The organism is Ochrobactrum sp. C6C9, from assembly GCF_022627935.1.
In the GTDB taxonomy this organism is placed as follows: Bacteria; Pseudomonadota; Alphaproteobacteria; order Rhizobiales; family Rhizobiaceae; genus Brucella; species Brucella teleogrylli.
Genome location: NZ_JABXGB010000004.1, coordinates 234,587 through 252,383 on the forward strand (window position 1 = coordinate 234,587; position 17,797 = coordinate 252,383).

Genomic DNA, 17,797 nt, shown 5'->3' on the forward strand with positions numbered 1-17,797 from the left:
TAGTGGGCAGGGCTGCTCAACACTTATGACGGTAAAATAAACAGTTCAGCTTTTGTTCAAAAATTTGGATCGTTAGCGTTTGGGAGCGCGGCGAGAACGCGCTATCATCAATCAGTTGGCTTCATGATGTCAGTCGAGTGGATTAATTTCCAACATCGATCGAACTCGCCGCGGTTGGCGTTTTTCGCGTCCGTTTAGCCGGAGATTACTTTAACTTCCGTAAAGTCTTCCAGCCCCCATTTTCCACCTTCACGGCCATTGCCGGATTGCTTGTAGCCGCCGAACGGGCTGCCGGAACCAAGCGATGAGCCGTTGATCTGCACCATGCCTGCGCGGAGCTTCCGCCCAAGGCGTTTGGCGCGCTCAACAGATCCGGTTTGGACATAAGCGGATAAACCGTATGGTGTATCATTCGCGATAGCGATAGCCTCCTGTTCATCGGCAAACGGAATGATGACCAACACCGGACCAAATATCTCTTCGCGCGCAATCGTCATATCGTTCCGTACATCCGCAAATATGGTCGGGCGGACGTAGTTGCCGGCGTTAAATCCTTTCGGATGACCGAGGCCACCGGCAACCAGACGTGCACCCTCATCAATGCCTGCTTGGATCAGACCTTGAACTTTGTCGAAATGAACTTTCGATGATAGCGGGCCAATATGATCTCCTTCGAGAGCCGGATCACCGACCAGCATCTGATCGGTGGCACGAGCGGCGAGCTGCACGACCTGATCGTAAACCGAGTTCTCGACCAGCAATCGGGTGGGGGCATTGCAGGATTGACCGGTATTGTTGAAGCACTCCGCAATGGCGCGCTCTACCGCGCTTTCAATGTCGCTATCCGCGAAAATCAAATTGGGGGATTTGCCTCCGAGCTCAAGTGAGACACGTTTGACTGTATCTGCCGCGCCGCGCGCGACGGCTGTGCCCGCACGGGTCGAGCCGGTGAATGACATCATGTCGATGTCCGCGTGACGTGACATGGCTTCGCCCACGACCAAACCTTCGCCGTTGACAAGGTTGAAAACGCCTTTTGGAAGCCCTGCCTCATGGAGAAATTCGGCAAAGAGCATTGCAGACATGGGCGCTATTTCGGAGGGTTTCAAAACTACCGTGCATCCGACCGCGATCGCTGGAATAACTTTCAAAGCAATCTGGTTCATTGGCCAATTCCATGGGGTAATCAGACCGCAGACGCCGATTGGTTCGCGCACGATGATCTCGCCGGAATTATCTGTTCGCTTTTCTTCAAAATCGAAGTTTTTCAGCGCCTGGATGAACGCGTTGAGGTGATACAAGCCTGCAGCGGCCTGTTGATCGCGGGCCATGGTGATAGGCGCACCCATTTCAAGCGAAATGGTTTTGGCCATATCTTCGAGACGCGCCTCATATATTTCTGCGATCTTGCGCAAGAAGCGGGCGCGCTCCTCAACCGGGGTTTCGCTCCAGGAAGAGAATGCCCTACGGGCGGCTGTGACCGCTCGATCAACATCCTGAGTTGAGCCTGCCGAAATGGTTGCATAAGGCTGCTCATTGGCGGGGTTGACGACGGCAATGGTGTCGGTTCCGAAAGGTTCGACCCAAGCGCCATCGATATAAATGTCAGTCTTTACGATGTAATTGGTGTTCTGGTCGGATTGGAGCACGATATTTCCCTCTCTGGTAATTGTTAGGTTTTGCAGGGTGACGTTGAATACAACGGTTCCCGTCGGACACGATCTCGTTTCAGTATCCGAGAAATTGAACCGGTTGCTTGTTCGGGAAGTTGTGGATGGCAGCCCGGAAATCATGCGTATAAGTGGCTTCCATGAAGGCTGCCTTTTCTGCCTCAAGTTGAGCCGCCAACGAAAGATCCGCGGCCAGCAATTGCTTGAACAGTCCAAAGGCTCGTGTTGGGCCAGAGGCAATTTTTTGTATCAGGGCAGAAAGCTGTTCCTGGTAACTGCTATCCTCAACCACGTCGTTGACGATCCCAACTGCTTTGGCCTGACTGGCATTGAGTTTGCCACCCTTGAGCATAAGGGCAAAAGCAGCACGCGGCCCCAGCTTTTGCCGAAGATACCAGCTGCCGCCGCAATCGGGCACCGTCGCCAGTCGATCATAAGCAAGAATGAACTCTGCTGATTGACTGCAGATGGCATAGTCTGCCGATAGAACCATGCTCAATCCGGCGCCAGCTGCCGGTCCGTGTATTGCCGCGATGACAGGCACTGGCAATTGCTGCAGGATTAACAAAGCTGGGTGCATGTGGCGCAATATGCGCTGCAAGACAAGATCAGCCCGATCAGGGTCGGCTGCAAAAGCCGCGACATCTCCACCTGCCATAAACGCTTTGCCCGCGCCTTTGAGAACGACGCAACGTATGCCCTTGTCCGATGCTATGGCTTGCACGGCCTCATGAAAGGCTGCTGCCATCGCCTCATCGATAGCGTTGTATTTTTCCGGGCGGTTGAATGTGATGGTGCGGAAGCCGGTTTCTTTATTCATATCGACAAGGATTGGGGTCGTCATTTGTGGGTCCCTTGATACAGTTCTGCGGATTGGGTTGCGGATCGATGCGGCTGGTTTTGATGGTCAATGTGACGCTGCCCAGAATGATGAGCGTGCCGAGAATGGCATTGAGACCCGGATGAATGCCCCAGAAAAGCCAGGTGACCGTAATCGACCAGATCAGCCCCGAATAACCGAAGGGGGCGAGGAGGGCAGGTGATGTCATGCGGTAGGCAATGGCGCTTAAACCTATGCCCATGCTGGAGAATGCCGCCGCAGCCCCAAACTGGGCAATGTGTGGGACTTGCAATCCACGCCAATGCTCAATGGCGAACGGGGCGACAAATAGCGCCGAAAAGAACGCGCCAAAAAACGAGATCGTCCACAGGTTATCTTCGGACGGAATCCAACGCGAACTGATCGCATTGATGGCGTAAAACACGCTCGATGTCCCAGCCAGCCCCATAGCATAATTGAAGTTGGATGCCCGTGGATTGATCGCCACGACCACGCCAAGGAAACAGAAACAGATCGACAGCCATGTGCGAAAACTGACATTCTCCTTGAGCAGAAAACGGGACATCGCAGTGATAATGACGGGTGTCATAAAGAGAATGACTGTCGCTTCAGCGACAGTCAGAGTTTTCAGGGAAGCGATGTATAAATAGGCGGCGATCAAGCCAAAAGCTCCCCGCAGCGCATGGAGCCCAATTCTGGCCGACCATATTTTGCTTCGGCCGGTTGTCCGCACATGAAACAGGTAAAGAATCGGCAATGCCATCAGGCCGCGGATCAAAATGATCGATGACACATCATAGTCGCTGATGAGAAACTTGGTCGTCGTATCATTCAGGGTAAAAGCAAGACTGCTTGTGCAGAGAGCGGCAGCGCCAAGGAAACGCAGTGGGATCATGCAGCCCCCTCAAGGTCAGTCGCGACCTGAAAATACTCGCAAGGACAGTGCTCAAGATGGGGAAGCGTTATGGCGATCGTTACATCACACATGTGGACGCGCCATGACCGCGACAGGTTGCCGCTCTGGAGACCGCGCCCGAACTATCAGACCTGCTGTCTGCGACACGGGATTCGGGGTCTCTGCGCGCTGCTCCGGGGGTGGCGAATTCGAGGATATTGAGCGATGATTCAGACTACACCTTTGATATGGCGTGATCTTTCGCAGTTTCATGATGTTCCCCCTCCAATTGGCCCTCTTTATGGGGCTCCGACGAAAATCATCGTGTTATATCTGCATGTTAATAAAAAGTTGGACGTTCAGCAAATTTTTTGTTTGACTTCATCCGCGGCGAATTTCAGTATCTAATCATCAGGTTTGATTGCAGCAGGGAGTGGGGCGTGAAGACCCGAGTAACCGAGCTATTGAAAACGAAATACCCGATCATTCAAGGCGGAATGCAATGGGTTGGTCGTGCCGAACTTGCATCAGCTGTATCGAATGCGGGCGGCCTTGGAATCTTGACAGCACTGACGCAACCTAGTCCCAAAGCGCTAAGCGAAGAGATCGCTCGCTGCCGGCAGATGACCGATAAGCCATTTGGCGTCAATCTCACGATACTCCCCACGACAGCGCCTCCACCTTATGAAGAGTATCTTGATGCGGCGCTACAGTCGGGTGTGAAGGTGATAGAGACGGCGGGACGCAGTCCAAAAGAGTTCATCGAGAAAATAAAGGCGGCTGGTGCGGTTGTCGTTCACAAGTGTACGGCTGTGCGTCATGCGCTGTCAGCGGAACGGGCTGGTGTGGATGCCATCTCCATCGATGGATTTGAAGCGGCGGGGCATCCGGGTGAGGATGATGTTGGCGGTTTGGTCCTTTTTGCCGCTGCTGCGGCGCAGGTCAAAATTCCATTGATCGCCTCGGGCGGTATCGGCACTGGCGAAGGCATGGCGGCAGCTTTTATGCTCGGTGCCGAGGGCGTGAACATGGGGACGCGCTTTTGTGCCACCAAAGAAGCTCCCATTCATGAGAACATCAAACAGGCGCTGGTCAATGCCGGTGAGCGCGACACCAACTTGATCTTTCGAACTTTCAGAAACACCGGGCGTGTTTTGAAAAACGCAATCTCCGATGAAGTCGTCGCTATCGAAGGTCGGCCGGGCGGTGCGGAGTTTACAGATGTTCGACCGCTGGTTTCCGGAGAGCGAGGTCGCCACGCGCTGACAACTGGCGAACTGGATAGCGGTCTGGTCTGGGCAAGTCAGACGCTTGGGTTGATCAAGGATGTTCCGAGCTGTCAGGAGCTTATCGAGCGTATTGTCAGTGATTGCCGCCTTGCCATGACAAGGGGGTTACACGCATTTTCCAACTGACTTTTGTCAGCGGAATGCCGAATAAGGTGCTTTGGAGGAAGTACCTTTGCCGGTTGTTGCATACAAAAAAACGCGGCTAGTGGGCCGCATAGGGAGGAGGAACAATGAAAAAGACATTCATACTGGGTGCAGTGCTTGCCATGGCAGCCGGTTCGGCTGGGGCTGAAGAAAAGGTCAGTTATGCGTCCTACGGCGGCGCCTATCAGGAAGGCGTGCGAAAGGCCATTCTTGACCACTTGCCCCAAGACCATGGCATGACCGTTGTCGATTATGTACTGGCTGGTGGTATCCGCGATATCCGTACCAAGGTGCGTGCAAATGCGGTCGATATCGATGTGGCCGAACTCTATGGTGGTCTGTGTGATCTGGCCGGTAAAGAAGAGCTTCTGGTTCCGCTCGATTATTCAAAAATTCCCAATGCGGCTGGAATCCCGGAACACCTGCGCTCAAAATATTGGGTAGGATTCACCGCCTATACGTCGGTCCTTGCCTATAACAAAAACGTTTATGGTGACAAGGGGCCACAAAACTGGGCCGACTTCTTCGATACGGAAAAATTCCCCGGCAGCCGCGCTATCTCGGGAAATTCGCCAGCGACAAATATGGAAATTGCCCTGATGGCCGATGGCGTGGCCAAGGACAAGATTTATCCCATTGATATGGAGAGGGCGATGGCCAAATGGTCTACGCTGAAACCGAATATCAGTGTTCAATGGGCCACGGGCGCGCAGGCGACCCAGCTCGCAACGTCCGAAGAGGTCGATATGTTATCGATCTGGGCAGCCCGCATAGATGCCGCCATCAAGGAAGGCGCACCTTATACCTATAAGCTTGACGACGCGGTGATGGATGTGGAATGCCTGGTCATTCCCAAAAATTCACCCAATCCGGAAGGTGCAATGCGCCTGGTCAACCATCTGCTCGATCCAAAATATCAGGCGAACCTGCCAAATTATATCGCCTATGGGCCGATGAATCAGGATGCCTTCAAACAAGGGCTTGTACCCGCCGACAAGGCGGCGAGCATTGTCACGAGCACTGAGAATCTCAAGAAGCAGCTCATCACCAACATGCCGTACTGGGCCGAAAATCACGAAAAGGCGCAGACCATGTGGGACAAGGCTATGATGCAATAGCTGGTTCTGGAAGGTTGGAGGTTTCGGCCTCCAACCCGGAATTTTCTTCTTGGAGCCCGAGATTACAGTCTGTAGCTGACAACGCTGCGGTGTCCTGTTGTGCGCTGATGGAAAGCAGAGATGAAACACTCCTCAACGACGGCTTTGCCGGTTACGATCCAAGCACTGTCCAAACATTACGGTACGGTCCGGGCGGTTGACGACGTATCGCTGGCGATTAAAGCCGGTGAATTTCTCACATTGCTCGGCCCCTCCGGGTCAGGAAAAACAAGCCTTCTGATGATGATTGCGGGCTTTTCCCGTCCGACGGATGGTTCGATCAAGATTGGTACACAGGAAATCGTGCATCTTCCGCCCCATAAGCGCAATATCGGCATGGTTTTTCAGAACTATGCCTTGTTCCCGCATATGTCGGTATTCGAGAATGTCGCTTATCCGCTGCGTTTGCGTAAGTTCGGTCGTGCCGAAATCGAGGAACGGGTCAAGAAAGTACTCGATCTGGTGCAACTCGGTGGCTATGGCGAGCGTAAGATCACCGAACTGTCTGGGGGACAACGCCAGCGTATAGCGCTGGCGCGCGCCATCGTGTTCGAACCGCGCATTCTGCTGATGGATGAACCCTTGTCCGCGCTCGACAAGCAACTGCGGGAAACGATGCAGATCGAAATCCGCAAACTGCATGACCGGCTGGACATGACGACCATTTCTGTTACGCATGATCAGCGTGAAGCGCTCACAATGTCGGACCGGATTGCCGTATTTTCGAAGGGCAAACTGGCCCAGATCGCGTCGCCGACCGATCTTTATGAACACCCGGAAAGCCGTTTTGTTGCGGAATTCATTGGTGAAACCAGTTTTCTGCCGCTCCGGCGCACTAACGCAGGTGTCAGCTATGGCGACCAGGACGTAAATTTGTCGGATGATGTTGGCGAACTGCACGACGACATGTTGCTGAGCATGCGCCCCGAGCGCCTGCGTTTTGCCACAGACGAAGCGGCGGCGCGCGCTTCGGGAGCAAACCTGTTTTCGGGTCAGGTCGTCACGGCCATCTACCAGGGTGAATGCCTGCTTTTCGAGGTCATGCTGGATGGTGGCCATAAGGTATTCACACGCATTGCCAACCGCTCGGAAAATTTGCGGGCAGTGCCAAAGGTTGGTGAACGCGTGGCGCTGCGCCTGGAACGGGCGGACGCGCGGCTTGTGCGCGCGGAGGCTTGATGATGACAAAAGCTGTTGTCTCATTTCCTGTTGCAGCCCCCAAACCAGTGACGCAAGCCGAACTGGATGAAAACCGCCGTGCGCTGAACCGCAAAAAAAAATACGAAAGCTGGTCGATGGTGCGCCTCACCATCCCTGCACTCGCTATTGTTGGCATCTTGATGGTGGCGCCGCTGTTGTGGTTGCTGTCGATGTCTTTTGTCGACATCAATGGGGAATATGGTCTCGGAAATTTCCGATTGTTCTTTTCGGAACCTGTCTACATCGAGATGTTTCTCAATACGTTCAAGATCGCGCTCATCGTCACCGTTATCTGCCTGCTGCTCGGCTATCCGGTTGCCTATCTGATGTCGATCCTGTCCCCCAAATGGGCGGGGCTACTGATGTTGGCAGTGCTGGTGCCCTTCTGGACATCCGGGCTGGTGCGTACCTTTTCATGGCTTATCATTTTGCAGCGCAACGGCGTGGCCAATAAGACATTGCAAGGCCTTGGCTTGATCAACCAGCCGCTGGCATTGGTCAACAACACCACCGGCGTTGTCATCGGTATGGTGCATATCATGATCCCGTTTCTGGTGCTGCCGCTTTATGCATCGATGAAGGCCATCGACGCCAATCTGATGCGTGCTGCCGCCAATGTGGGGTCGTCGCCAACGCACGCGTTCCTGCGCATCTTCCTTCCGCTTTCGATGCCCGGATTGGTCGCTGGCGCCATAATGGTGTTCGTCATGTGCCTCGGCTTTTACATCACGCCCGCACTGCTCGGCGGTGGCAAGGTAAAGATGATTGCGCAGCGCATTGAGGAGATGATCTCGCTTTACCCGACATGGGGTCCTGCGGCTGCCCTTGCGGTGTTGCTGCTGGCAATGACGGCTCTTTGCTTGTGGATCAGTCTGGTGTTGGTGCGCCGGCTGTCGTCGGATCGATAGGTGGTATGATGGAAGCTCACGTTTCTCACCGTGCACGTCTCTGGCTCTACATTCTCGTCGGATTGGTGCTATTTTTCCTGATCGTTCCGACCCTGATCGTCATTCCGGTTTCGTTCAGTTCAACGACATCACTGGTTTTCCCGCCAGCAGGCTGGTCTACACGCTGGTATGCTTCATTTTTCGGTCAGGAAAAGTGGATCAGTTCGCTCTGGGTGTCGCTGCGGGTCGCATTCGGGACCATGATCGTTGCGACTGTCACCGGCGTGGCGGCATCCTACGCTCTTAATCAGGGACGCATCGCCGTTCAGGGTCTTTTGAAGACGGTGCTGGTTGCGCCGCTGGCAGTGCCCTCGATCCTGATCGCTGTCGGCATTTTCTTTGTCTATGCAAAGATCGGAATGCTGTTGAACACCATTTGGGGCATGATCCTCGGCCATTCCGTGGTTGCGATGCCGTTTGTGATCCTGACCATGCTGGCCGGTTTCAGCAGTTATGACTCATCGCAGGAAATGGTGGCACGCAGTCTCGGTGCCAATCGGCTCAAAGCCTTTCTGACTGTGACTTTGCCTCAGCTCAAGCTTTCGGTCGCAACCTCGATGCTGCTGTCTTTCCTGATCTCTTTCGACGAATTGATTATCTCGCTGATGGTGGCATCGGGGCCCATGTCGACATTGCCGCGCGTTACCTTCTCCACGCTGCGCGATGATCTCGATCCTACATTGGCGGCGGTTTCAACACTCATGCTGATTGTCACATCGCTACCACCGCTTCTGCTGCACATTTACAGCCAGCGGGCAGCAAAGAACGGTGGTTGATATGATTGCAGAACTTAACCGAGAAATGGATGGCTTTGTCCACCTTGAGAGACACGGATCCGTACTTGAGATTCGTATGGTCAAGCCAAAGGTTAATGCGATCTGCCGCAGTCTAAGCCGCAATCTGGAGAAGGCAGCGCTCTATTTGCAAGGTGATCCCGACCTGCGTGTCGGTATTGTGTCCAGCGGGTCAGAGCGTGCCTTTTCAGCTGGCTATGATTTCAAGGAAGGAACGGATCAGAACAGTGGTGCAAGCACCGAAGGCGCAAAAGAGGGCGGTTTCGGCGGTATAACGACGTTGTGGTCACTCAGAAAGCCGCTGATCGCTGCTATCAACGCCCCGGCCATTGGCGGTGGTCTCGAAATATCGTTGGCTTGCGATATTCTTTTGATGGCGGATGACGCCTTCATCCAGCTGCCCGAGCTCGAGCGGGGACTGCTGCCCGATGGCGGGGGACTGCAACGTCTGCCTCGCCGTATTCCCTATTATGTGGCAACCGCGATGATCTGGACCGGCGACCCCATGAGCGCGCAGGATGCGCAGCGTTGGGGTTTGGTTTATCGCACCGCGTCACGAGAAAATCTTATGCCGATGGCATTGGAAATAGCCCGGAAAATTGCGGAATCTGCACCGCTGGCACAACAAGCGTTGAAAGAAGCGTTGCGTGCCGTGGATGGCATGTCAGACCGCGACGCCATGAAATTGCGAGCTGGCGATAATCCGGAGCTGTCCACCTTTGCCGCTATGCTGTCCTCGGAGGATATGATCGAAGGCCAAAAAGCCTTCCTCGAAAAACGACCGCCGCGCTGGCGCGGACGCTGAACCAATAACTGAATGACAATTGAGACTGCCCAACCCTTGTGGCCGGGCAGAAAGGGAGAGCTATGTACAAATTTCTTGAAATTGAACGTCATGACGCGGTGGGCGTTATCGCGCTCAACCGGCCGGAGGCGCGCAATGCGCTCGGTATGGGGATCACCATAGAACTGCGCAAGGCACTAAAGGAGGCGGCGGCTGATCAAACGCTCCGCGCCCTTATTCTGGCCGGACGCGGTGGCGCCTTTTCAGCCGGTGCAGACGTGAAGGAATGGGCGGCGGGCAGAACGGATTGGCCGGACATGAACTGGGTCGAGGAGTCGCTGCGACTGGTCCAGCAGGTCCATGAGATGCCCAAGCCCGTTATCGCCATGATCGACGGTGCAGCCGTTGGTGCCGGTCTTGATATGGCTTTGGCGTGCGATTTTCGCTACGCATCGGAAAAGGCCAAGTTCATCTGTTCCTATACCAATGTCGGCTACAACCCGGACTGCGGGGGAACCTGGTTGATGCCGCGCGTGATTGGTCTCGAGGCGGCAAAGCGTTTTGCTTATACGGGTGAATTATGGACCGCCCAGATTGCGCTTCAAAATCGGCTCGTCAGCCACGTCAGCAGCTCTGACAATCTGTGGCAGGACACGCTGGCCTTCGCCCGGCAACTGGCAAGCGGGCCGACTGTTGCCATCGCGCGGACCAAGAAATTGCTGAACAGCGCTCATACGCGCAGCCTATCCGATCAGCAGCTGGAAGAAGTAGCGGCGGGCAAGGTCTGCGCACAGACCCAAGATCATAAAGAAGGCCTGGCTGCTGCCAATGAGCGCCGCGCACCGAATTTCATCGGCGCGTAAAGGGGGAACACCATGGATTTTGCATTAAGTTTTGAACAACAGGCGCTCATCGATTCACTGGAAGAGTTCTGCAAGCGCGAACTTTATCCGCACGAGAATCTCGTTGAGGAACTTCGCTACGTTCCTGAGGAAATCAAACAGGAAATTCAGCAAAAATCGATCCAGGCGGGCTTCGCCGGGATGAATCTGCCGGAAGAATGGGGTGGCCCGGGTCTCGACAAGCAGACCAAGATGCAGGCTGAACGCGTGCTTGGTAAATCGAGCGCCGCGCTCACCATGTGCATGAACCGTGGCGTTACCGGCATCCTCTTCAAATGCAAGGGCGACCAAATTGAAAAATATCTGAAGCCAGCTATCCGAGGCGAACGTAAGGATGCCTTCGCGCTCACGGAACCCGGTGCGGGGTCTGACGCACGCGGCATTACGACCAAGGCCGTGCGCGATGGGGATCACTGGGTTATCAACGGGGTGAAACAGTTTATCTCTCACGCCGATATCGCAGATTTCATCGTTCTCATTGCCGTTACCGGCGTGGATGAAACGCCACGCGGACCACGCAAGCGTTTTACGGCGTTTCTGCTCGACAAAACCCTGCCGGGATTGCGTGTAGAGCCGATGAAGTCGATCGTCACCCGCGGCTATAATCCGACGATGGTCTATCTCGAAGATGTTCGTGTTCATAGCGATGATATTCTGGGCGAAGAGGGCAAGGGCTTCGATACTGCCAATGAGTGGCTCTACGATGGCCGGGTTGCTTTGGCCGCCCATTGTGTCGGTCGTTCTGAACGCATCTTCGAAATGACCAAGGAGTGGGCCGGAACCCGCAAGGCGTTTGGCAAAACAATTGGTGAATTCCAGGGGGTCGGTTTCAAGGTTGCCAATATGGCGGTTGATATAAAGCTCGGTGATCTTATGGTGAAAGAAGCCGCGTGGAAAATTGAGAATCAGACGATGAACCGCACTGAAGCGTCAATGGTGAATTACTGGTGCTCGGAAATGGTGTTCCGGGTTGCGGACGATGCCGTGCAAATCTTTGGTGGCATGGGCGTTATGGAAGAATTCCCCATCCAGCGTTTCTGGCGAGATGCGCGTATCGAACGTATCTGGGAAGGTACGTCCGAGGTCCATCAGGATATTATCGCAAAGGATCTGTTGAGACCGTATCAATAATAAGTGTCGCCGTTAGTCATCGGCCTTCGAGAAGGTAAAGAATGCGGAAAGCTGTCAAAAAGAGGCAAACCAACGAAATCAGACGACAGGATCTGATCCTTGCGACGCTGAATTCAATAGTCAAACATGGCTATCTGAATTCGACGATCAACACGATCAGTGAAGAATCTGGTTTTTCACGTGGATTGATAAACCACTATTTTGACAGCAAGGAAGATCTGCTGACCGCAGCACATCGCTATTACCTTCAAAATGGGGACGATTATTACCGGCACCTTGTATCATCGGTGAAGACCGGGAATTTCGATACGCTATACTTTGTTGCCTGTGGGCCATTTTTCCACGGACGCGGATATCAACAGGTTCATATTCACTACAACAGTGCCGCCTGGATTGTTCCAGAGATCATGGCATTACATCGCGAACTATGGGGCAAATACCGCGCGTTTCTCGGACGTCGGCTTGCCAAGGTCGCGGCAGAAAAGAATATGGAAATTGATGTCCGCCTGGCGGCCATCGCTCTTACGCAACTGGCGGACGGGCTATGGCACGGCTGGGTCATGGAAGAAGCCTATTCGGCCGAGGATTGCTGTATCATCATCCGCAAATGGCTGTGCGATCTGTTTGGCGAAAATCCCGCCGATCATCCGCTGCTGCCCAATTTCGATGTGGAGAATTTCCCGACGTCTGCACCTCTTACCAGTCAAGCTGGAACGAGCGCTGCCGTGGAAGTTTGAGCCCGCTGGGCTGGCAGTGCCTTAAGTTAAGAGGCAGAGGAATATGCTACAGGTGAGTACGAGCGTGGAGGAGGGCCGTATCAGCCCTACGCTGCGAGAGAATTTTGCGCGTCTTCTTGCGCCCCGCGCCATGGCCTTCATTGGTGGTGGTCAGGTCGAGGCAACATTGAAAACCCTGCGTCAGCAGGATTATGCTGGCGATGTCTATGTGGTGAATCCCAAGCGCAGCGAAATCGCCGGATATAAATGCATTCCGTCGATTGCCGATCTGCCTGTTTCGCCTGATGCTGTATTTCTGGCCGTCAATGCCGATGCGACCATCACCGCATTGCATGAACTGTCGGCCATGAAGGCGGGTGGTGTCGTTTGCTATGCTTCCGGCTTTTCCGAAATTGGCGCGGCGGGTTTTGAGCGAAATCTGGCTTTTGTCGAAGCTGCAGGCGACATGGCGGTGGTCGGCCCGAATTGTTATGGCCTCGTCAATTACGTCAATCATGGCTCGATCTGGCCAGCACTTTACCCGAAGTTGCAGAACAGTCGCGGCGCGGCGGTCATTTCCCAGAGTGGCAACGTCACCGGGCATCTGGTTTCCAACGGTCGTTCGGTGCCTTATTCCTATCTGATCAGCGCGGGCAACCAGGCTGTTCTCGGCTTTGAAGACTATATTGATTACCTCATCGATGACCCGAACGTGACTTGTCTGGGTCTGTTTATGGAAGGCATACGTGATGTGGCCGCGTTCTCGCAGGCCGCCTTGCGGGCGCGTGCAAAGCGTATTCCGGTCATCGTCTGCCGTTCCGGGCGTTCAGAACTTGGTGCGGTGATGGCCGCCAGCCATACGAGTTCGCTGGCAGGGCAAAATGAATATTATGAAGCATTGTTTGCCCGTCTCGGCGTGATCGAGACCGATACGGTCCCGCAATTCCTCGAAATGATAAAGCTTGCTTCGATTGCCGCACCGCTTGAAGGCGAGCGCATCACCGTGTTTTCCAGTTCCGGCGGCGATAATGGCCTGGCTGCGGATTATTGTTCCTTTGCTGGCCTGCAATTGCCACAGCCAAGTCAGCAACAGAAAGCTATCATCAAGCCGACATTGCCTGATTTTGGTCATGTGTCCAACCCGCTCGATTTCACAGCAGGCTATTGGGGCAGCGAAGAACTGCTGACACCCATGTTCACCACCATGCTGAACGGTGATTACGATGCGGCTATGCTGGTGATCGATTATCCGCCGGTCGGATCGCCCTACAAGGATAAATCCGCGCATCAGGCTATGGACCGGGCTCTGGCTGCAGCTGGCAAGATTGCGGATAAGCCGGTATTTCATGCATCGGTGAATACGGAAAGCATACCGCCAGAAGATGCCGAAGCGCTGATCGCGCAAGGGATAGTCCCTCTGAATGGTCTGCATGATGCTGCGCAGGTTGTCGCGAAATGGGCGAATTATTGCAAAATGGTTGGGTGCGACCGGCGGCAGGGCGATGCTGCCCTGGAACCCAAAGTCCCGTTTGCAGTCACCGCCTTGCCTTCAAACGGCGTGACAGTGAATGAAGCGGAATCCAAGCGGCGATTGAGCTCCTATGGGTTGAATGTGCCGAACGGCAACATTTTGACCATTGAGACGATCCGCGAACTGCCGGAAACCTTCGACACCCCGATGGTTCTGAAGGTTCTGCACGATCAGCTGGCGCATAAGACAGAAGTTGGCGGTGTTGCTCTCAACATTCGTAGCCGAAATGATGCCATCGCTGCAGCCGAGCGCATGGTCGCATCGGTCAAACAGCACGATGCTTCAATCGAGCTTACGACATTTCTGATGGAACCGATGCAAGCGGCCCCACTTGCTGAACTGATCGTCGGCGTCAAACGCGACCCGCTGTTTGGGCTGGTTCTCGTCATCGGTGCAGGCGGTATTCTGGTGGAGCTGTTGAAGGACGCCACACCATTGCTGTTACCGGTCAGTCGTGCAGACGTTGAAAATGCACTACGCGGACTGAAGAGCTTTGCGCTTCTCGACGGTTTTCGCGGCAAGCCAAAGGTGCAACTGGAGCCGGTTATTGATGCTGTCATGGCCATTGCGGCCTATGCTGGCGATCATCGGCATAATTTGCTCGAACTAGACGTCAATCCGTTGATGCTGGGAACCGACAGCGCCATCGCTGTGGACGCCCTCATCATAGAACATCGTTAGAATGAAGCCACTGGCCGCCGTCGGCGTATGGCGGCCATGTTCACTCAAGTCCGACTGGAAACATTATGAACAGACCGCATCTCACTGGAGCGGAAGCGCTCGTCCATAGTCTTGTTGCTGCCAAGGTAGATACCTGCTTTGCCAATCCCGGCACGAGTGAAATGCATTTTGTCGCGGCGCTTGATCGGATACCCGGTATCCGCTGTGTGCTGGGTTTGCAGGAGAATGTGGTGACCGGGATGGCCGACGGCTATTTCCGCGTCACGCAGCGCCCGGCGGTAACACTGCTGCATTGCGGTCCAGGTTATGCCAATGGCATTGCCAATATTCATAATGCGCGTCGTGCTGGCAGCGGCATGCTCAATATTGTCGGCGATCATGCAACAGATCATGTTGCGCATGACAGTCCGTTGACTGCCGATGTGGAAGCGCTCGTAGGGGGCAGTTCAGAATGGCACCGCTTCGGCACAAAACCGGCATCAATCGGTGCCGACGCCATGGCTGGTCTGAAAGAGGCCTCTTTTGGCTATGGCCAGATCGCGTCTCTGGTCTTGCCCGCAGACGTGTCATGGAGCGAAGGCGGCGAAACGGCGGAACTTGGGGACATAGAAGGGCCATCTCCAATGGACCCGGCAATCGTGACACAAGTTGCCGAAGCTCTGAAATCTGGCCGCAAGGCGGTCATCATCCTCGGTAATCCGGCTGTCGTCGAAGAGTTGCATCCCTTACTCAAGGGCATTGCCGACCAAACCGGCGCTGAATTGATGGGAAGTTCAACCATTTCCAACATGCCGAAGGGAAAAGGGCGGCTGGTGCTGCCGGTCGTGCCTTATGTGGTAACGGAAGCGCTACATTGTCTTGATCCTTATGATCTGGTCGTGCTGGTCAATTGTCCGCCGCCAGTGGGCTTCTTCCGCTATCCCGGTCTGCCGAGCCTGCTGCATCGCGCCGATGCCGAGGTTCTGACTCTGACGACCGCTCATCAGGACGCGAAGGGTGCGTTGACTGCTTTGGCCACAGCGCTTGGGGCTCGTGAAAGCGACATCGCCATCCAGAATGGAGAGATCGAAGTGCCGGTGGATGGTCCGGTAACGTCGGATACTCTGGCCCAGATTGTAGCGCGTCAGATTCCGGAAAACAGCATCATCGTCAATGAGGCGCTGACCTCAGGAGGCGGTTTTGCTGCGGTCATGCCATTGGCTGCTCCGTGTGATTGGTTGACTGTGACAGGCGGTGCAATCGGTGGAGGAATGCCGCTCGCAACGGGCGCTGCCATCGGGGCGGAAGCGGTCGGCGACAAGGGACGACGGGTCATCGCTTTGCAGGCTGACGGTTCCGCCGCCTATACGGTCCAGGCATTGTGGACGCAGGCCCGCGAAAACTTGCCCGTCACCACATTGCTGCTCGACAATCGCTCCTACGCCATTCTGCTCGGAGAATATGCCAAGGTTGGTGCCGAACCCGGCCCGACAGCGCTCGACATGATGAGCTTGGTCCGGCCGGAAATTGACTGGGTATCGATTGCACGGGGCTTTGGCGTCGAGGCGGTGACGGTGACCACCAATAGCGAGCTGGATTTAGCCTTGACCAAAGCTCTGGCCAAGGATGGGCCGGTGCTCATCGATGTACGACTGGACTGAGATCACGTCATGCAAAATCTGATAGCAAAAGTCGCGGGTGCCGAGACAACCGGAATAAAGAAAGTCGGGCTCATCGGAGCCGGCGCCATGGGGGCGGGTATTGCAGCGCAGTTTGCCGATGCCGTTATTGCCGTTGAACTGCTGGATATTGCCCGTGGCGTCAACCGTATCGAACCGGCGGAAACCGGGATTTCCCGCCAGCTTAAATTGGGCGGGTTTACGACGCCGGAGGCTGCAGCCCGAATACGCCCCGGCAATATTGACGATCATCTCGCGCGGTTACAGGATGCAGACTGGGTCATTGAGGCAGTGGTGGAAAAACTCGACATTAAACGCGAGTTGTTCCGGAAAATTGCACCCCATCTGAAACCGTCGGCAATTCTCTCTTCGAACACATCAACCATCCCGCGTCATGATCTGGTTGCTGATATGGAAAGCAGTCTTGCACGCCGCTTTGCCATCACGCATTTCTTCAATCCGCCACGACTGATGCCGCTTCTGGAAGTTGTTGTCGACGATCAGGCTGATCCTGACCTGCGCGATCAGTTGCATCAAGCGGCCAGATTATTGCTGGGCAAAACACCGATTGATTGCCATGACACGCCAGGCTTCATAGCCAACCGTATCGGCTGTTTCTGGATAGCGGTGTCGGTCACGGAAGCTTGTCGTTTTGGACTGGATATCGAAACTGCCGACGCTGTGCAGACGGTACTCGGAGTTCCAAATACCGGTGTTTTCGGGTTGCTCGATCTGATTGGCATTGACCTCGTGCCAACCATATGGGGCGGTTTGATGCAGGCGCTGCCGAAAGATGATGCCTTGCAGGACTATAATCTGCCGGGCAATCCGCTCATCATTGAATTGCTGGCAAAAGGGTCGTTTGGGCGCAAGGCGGGCGGCGGGTTCTACCGCAAGGCCGCCGATGGGCAGTTCGAAGTGCTCGATACTGACAAAATGCTTTATCGCGCCACTCGCCCGGTGCCGTTGCCTACGGAATTGCATGACCTGCTTAGCAAACAAGGTCCGGTTGGGAACTACGCGCGTTCGGTGTTGCGCAAGCTGGTGCGCTACTGCGAGACACATCTGTCCGAGATTGCATCGGACGCTGGTGCAATCGATACCGCCATGCAGCTTGGCTATTCCTGGCGCGAGGGGCCCTTTGCACTCGCAGCCAGAGCCGCAGAAATCATCGATTTTTAATGTGATTTGCCCCAGTTCTTATCAACCAGACCATAACGCGATGTACGCATCGACGGGAGCCATCCAGTTGGCTGCGATTATGTCTGGCACCGATGCAATTGGGGCAGCAAAAATTCGAAGGAGTCAGGAATGAAAGTCCTTGTCGCAGTAAAACGGGTTGTCGATTACAACGTAAAGATCCGTGTGAAGGGAGACGGCTCGGGCGTTGAGCTTGCCAACGTCAAGATGTCGATGAACCCTTTTGACGAGATTGCGGTTGAAGAGGCGATCCGTCT

Annotated in this window: 15 protein-coding genes and 1 pseudogene; 13 read left to right on the forward strand and 3 right to left on the reverse strand. The window is 54.7% G+C overall.

The window, feature by feature from the left end; translation table 11 throughout:
* Positions 1 to 194: 194 nt before the first annotated feature.
* The 3 genes from HWD97_RS04965 to HWD97_RS04975 form a co-directional block, all read right to left on the reverse strand.
* Positions 195 to 1,649, reverse strand: coding sequence for an aldehyde dehydrogenase family protein (locus tag HWD97_RS04965; protein WP_319080678.1), 1,455 nt, complete (start codon positions 1,647 to 1,649; stop codon positions 195 to 197).
* 79 nt (positions 1,650 to 1,728) lie between these two features.
* Positions 1,729 to 2,514, reverse strand: a complete 786-nt coding sequence (locus tag HWD97_RS04970; protein WP_109366245.1) for an enoyl-CoA hydratase/isomerase family protein — start codon at positions 2,512 to 2,514, stop codon at positions 1,729 to 1,731.
* A complete protein-coding gene (locus HWD97_RS04975; protein ID WP_244597051.1) occupies positions 2,483 to 3,406 on the reverse strand; it encodes a DMT family transporter in 924 nt (307 codons plus the stop codon). Before HWD97_RS04975 ends, HWD97_RS04970 begins: the two co-directional genes overlap by 32 nt.
* A gap of 440 nt (positions 3,407 to 3,846) precedes the next feature.
* Between HWD97_RS04975 and HWD97_RS04980 the strand changes: the two genes are divergently transcribed.
* The 13 genes and pseudogenes from HWD97_RS04980 to HWD97_RS05040 all read left to right on the forward strand — a co-directional run.
* Entirely contained in the window at positions 3,847 to 4,821 is a 975-nt protein-coding gene (locus tag HWD97_RS04980) for a nitronate monooxygenase family protein (RefSeq protein ID WP_109366450.1), read from the forward strand.
* 104 nt (positions 4,822 to 4,925) lie between these two features.
* Positions 4,926 to 5,957 carry an ABC transporter substrate-binding protein gene (locus HWD97_RS04985; RefSeq protein ID WP_109366243.1) on the forward strand — a complete coding sequence of 344 codons (1,032 nt, stop codon included), beginning with the start codon at positions 4,926 to 4,928 and terminating at the stop codon, positions 5,955 to 5,957.
* A gap of 120 nt (positions 5,958 to 6,077) precedes the next feature.
* Entirely contained in the window at positions 6,078 to 7,175 is a 1,098-nt protein-coding gene (locus HWD97_RS04990; protein WP_371834827.1) for an ABC transporter ATP-binding protein, read from the forward strand.
* On the forward strand, positions 7,175 to 8,104 hold the full coding sequence (locus HWD97_RS04995) for an ABC transporter permease (protein WP_371834828.1): 930 nt from the start codon (positions 7,175 to 7,177) through the stop codon (positions 8,102 to 8,104). Before HWD97_RS04990 ends, HWD97_RS04995 begins: the two co-directional genes overlap by 1 nt.
* A gap of 5 nt (positions 8,105 to 8,109) precedes the next feature.
* Positions 8,110 to 8,919: an ABC transporter permease gene (locus HWD97_RS05000; protein WP_235858923.1), complete on the forward strand. Its 810-nt coding sequence runs from the start codon at positions 8,110 to 8,112 to the stop codon at positions 8,917 to 8,919.
* A gap of 1 nt (position 8,920) precedes the next feature.
* Positions 8,921 to 9,742 (forward strand): enoyl-CoA hydratase-related protein, encoded by an 822-nt coding sequence (locus HWD97_RS05005; RefSeq protein WP_109366240.1) that lies wholly within the window; start codon positions 8,921 to 8,923, stop codon positions 9,740 to 9,742.
* A 62-nt stretch (positions 9,743 to 9,804) separates the two neighbouring features.
* Complete coding sequence (locus HWD97_RS05010; protein ID WP_371834829.1) at positions 9,805 to 10,584, forward strand: enoyl-CoA hydratase/isomerase family protein; 780 nt, start codon at positions 9,805 to 9,807, stop codon at positions 10,582 to 10,584.
* Between the two features lie 12 nt (positions 10,585 to 10,596).
* Complete coding sequence (locus HWD97_RS05015) at positions 10,597 to 11,754, forward strand: acyl-CoA dehydrogenase family protein (protein WP_006188555.1); 1,158 nt, start codon at positions 10,597 to 10,599, stop codon at positions 11,752 to 11,754.
* Between the two features lie 41 nt (positions 11,755 to 11,795).
* Entirely contained in the window at positions 11,796 to 12,491 is a 696-nt protein-coding gene (locus HWD97_RS05020) for a TetR/AcrR family transcriptional regulator (RefSeq protein ID WP_006188557.1), read from the forward strand.
* 43 nt (positions 12,492 to 12,534) lie between these two features.
* Positions 12,535 to 14,682 carry an acetate--CoA ligase family protein gene (locus tag HWD97_RS05025; RefSeq protein WP_371834830.1) on the forward strand — a complete coding sequence of 716 codons (2,148 nt, stop codon included), beginning with the start codon at positions 12,535 to 12,537 and terminating at the stop codon, positions 14,680 to 14,682.
* A 65-nt stretch (positions 14,683 to 14,747) separates the two neighbouring features.
* Positions 14,748 to 16,322 carry an acetolactate synthase large subunit gene (locus HWD97_RS05030; protein ID WP_124916346.1) on the forward strand — a complete coding sequence of 525 codons (1,575 nt, stop codon included), beginning with the start codon at positions 14,748 to 14,750 and terminating at the stop codon, positions 16,320 to 16,322.
* Between the two features lie 9 nt (positions 16,323 to 16,331).
* Positions 16,332 to 17,522 (forward strand): 3-hydroxyacyl-CoA dehydrogenase family protein, encoded by a 1,191-nt coding sequence (locus HWD97_RS05035; protein WP_109366235.1) that lies wholly within the window; start codon positions 16,332 to 16,334, stop codon positions 17,520 to 17,522.
* A 129-nt stretch (positions 17,523 to 17,651) separates the two neighbouring features.
* Positions 17,652 to 17,797 (forward strand): annotated as a pseudogene (locus tag HWD97_RS05040) (electron transfer flavoprotein subunit beta/FixA family protein); the annotation flags it as partial.

Excerpts from the sequence above, each read along its gene's own strand:
- HWD97_RS04985 (WP_109366243.1), top strand. The coding sequence starts at position 4,926 with ATGAAAAAGACATTCATACTGGGTGCAGTGCTTGCCATGGCAGCCGGT.
- HWD97_RS05035 (WP_109366235.1), top strand. The coding sequence starts at position 16,332 with ATGCAAAATCTGATAGCAAAAGTCGCGGGTGCCGAGACAACCGGAATA.
- HWD97_RS04990 (WP_371834827.1), top strand. The coding sequence starts at position 6,078 with ATGAAACACTCCTCAACGACGGCTTTGCCGGTTACGATCCAAGCACTG.
- HWD97_RS05005 (WP_109366240.1), top strand. The coding sequence starts at position 8,921 with ATGATTGCAGAACTTAACCGAGAAATGGATGGCTTTGTCCACCTTGAG.
- HWD97_RS05025 (WP_371834830.1), top strand. The coding sequence starts at position 12,535 with ATGCTACAGGTGAGTACGAGCGTGGAGGAGGGCCGTATCAGCCCTACG.
- HWD97_RS04975 (WP_244597051.1), bottom strand. The coding sequence starts at position 3,406 with ATGATCCCACTGCGTTTCCTTGGCGCTGCCGCTCTCTGCACAAGCAGT.
- HWD97_RS05010 (WP_371834829.1), top strand. The coding sequence starts at position 9,805 with ATGTACAAATTTCTTGAAATTGAACGTCATGACGCGGTGGGCGTTATC.
- HWD97_RS05020 (WP_006188557.1), top strand. The coding sequence starts at position 11,796 with ATGCGGAAAGCTGTCAAAAAGAGGCAAACCAACGAAATCAGACGACAG.
- HWD97_RS05000 (WP_235858923.1), top strand. The coding sequence starts at position 8,110 with ATGATGGAAGCTCACGTTTCTCACCGTGCACGTCTCTGGCTCTACATT.
- HWD97_RS05015 (WP_006188555.1), top strand. The coding sequence starts at position 10,597 with ATGGATTTTGCATTAAGTTTTGAACAACAGGCGCTCATCGATTCACTG.
- HWD97_RS04970 (WP_109366245.1), bottom strand. The coding sequence starts at position 2,514 with ATGACGACCCCAATCCTTGTCGATATGAATAAAGAAACCGGCTTCCGC.
- HWD97_RS04995 (WP_371834828.1), top strand. The coding sequence starts at position 7,175 with ATGATGACAAAAGCTGTTGTCTCATTTCCTGTTGCAGCCCCCAAACCA.
- HWD97_RS05030 (WP_124916346.1), top strand. The coding sequence starts at position 14,748 with ATGAACAGACCGCATCTCACTGGAGCGGAAGCGCTCGTCCATAGTCTT.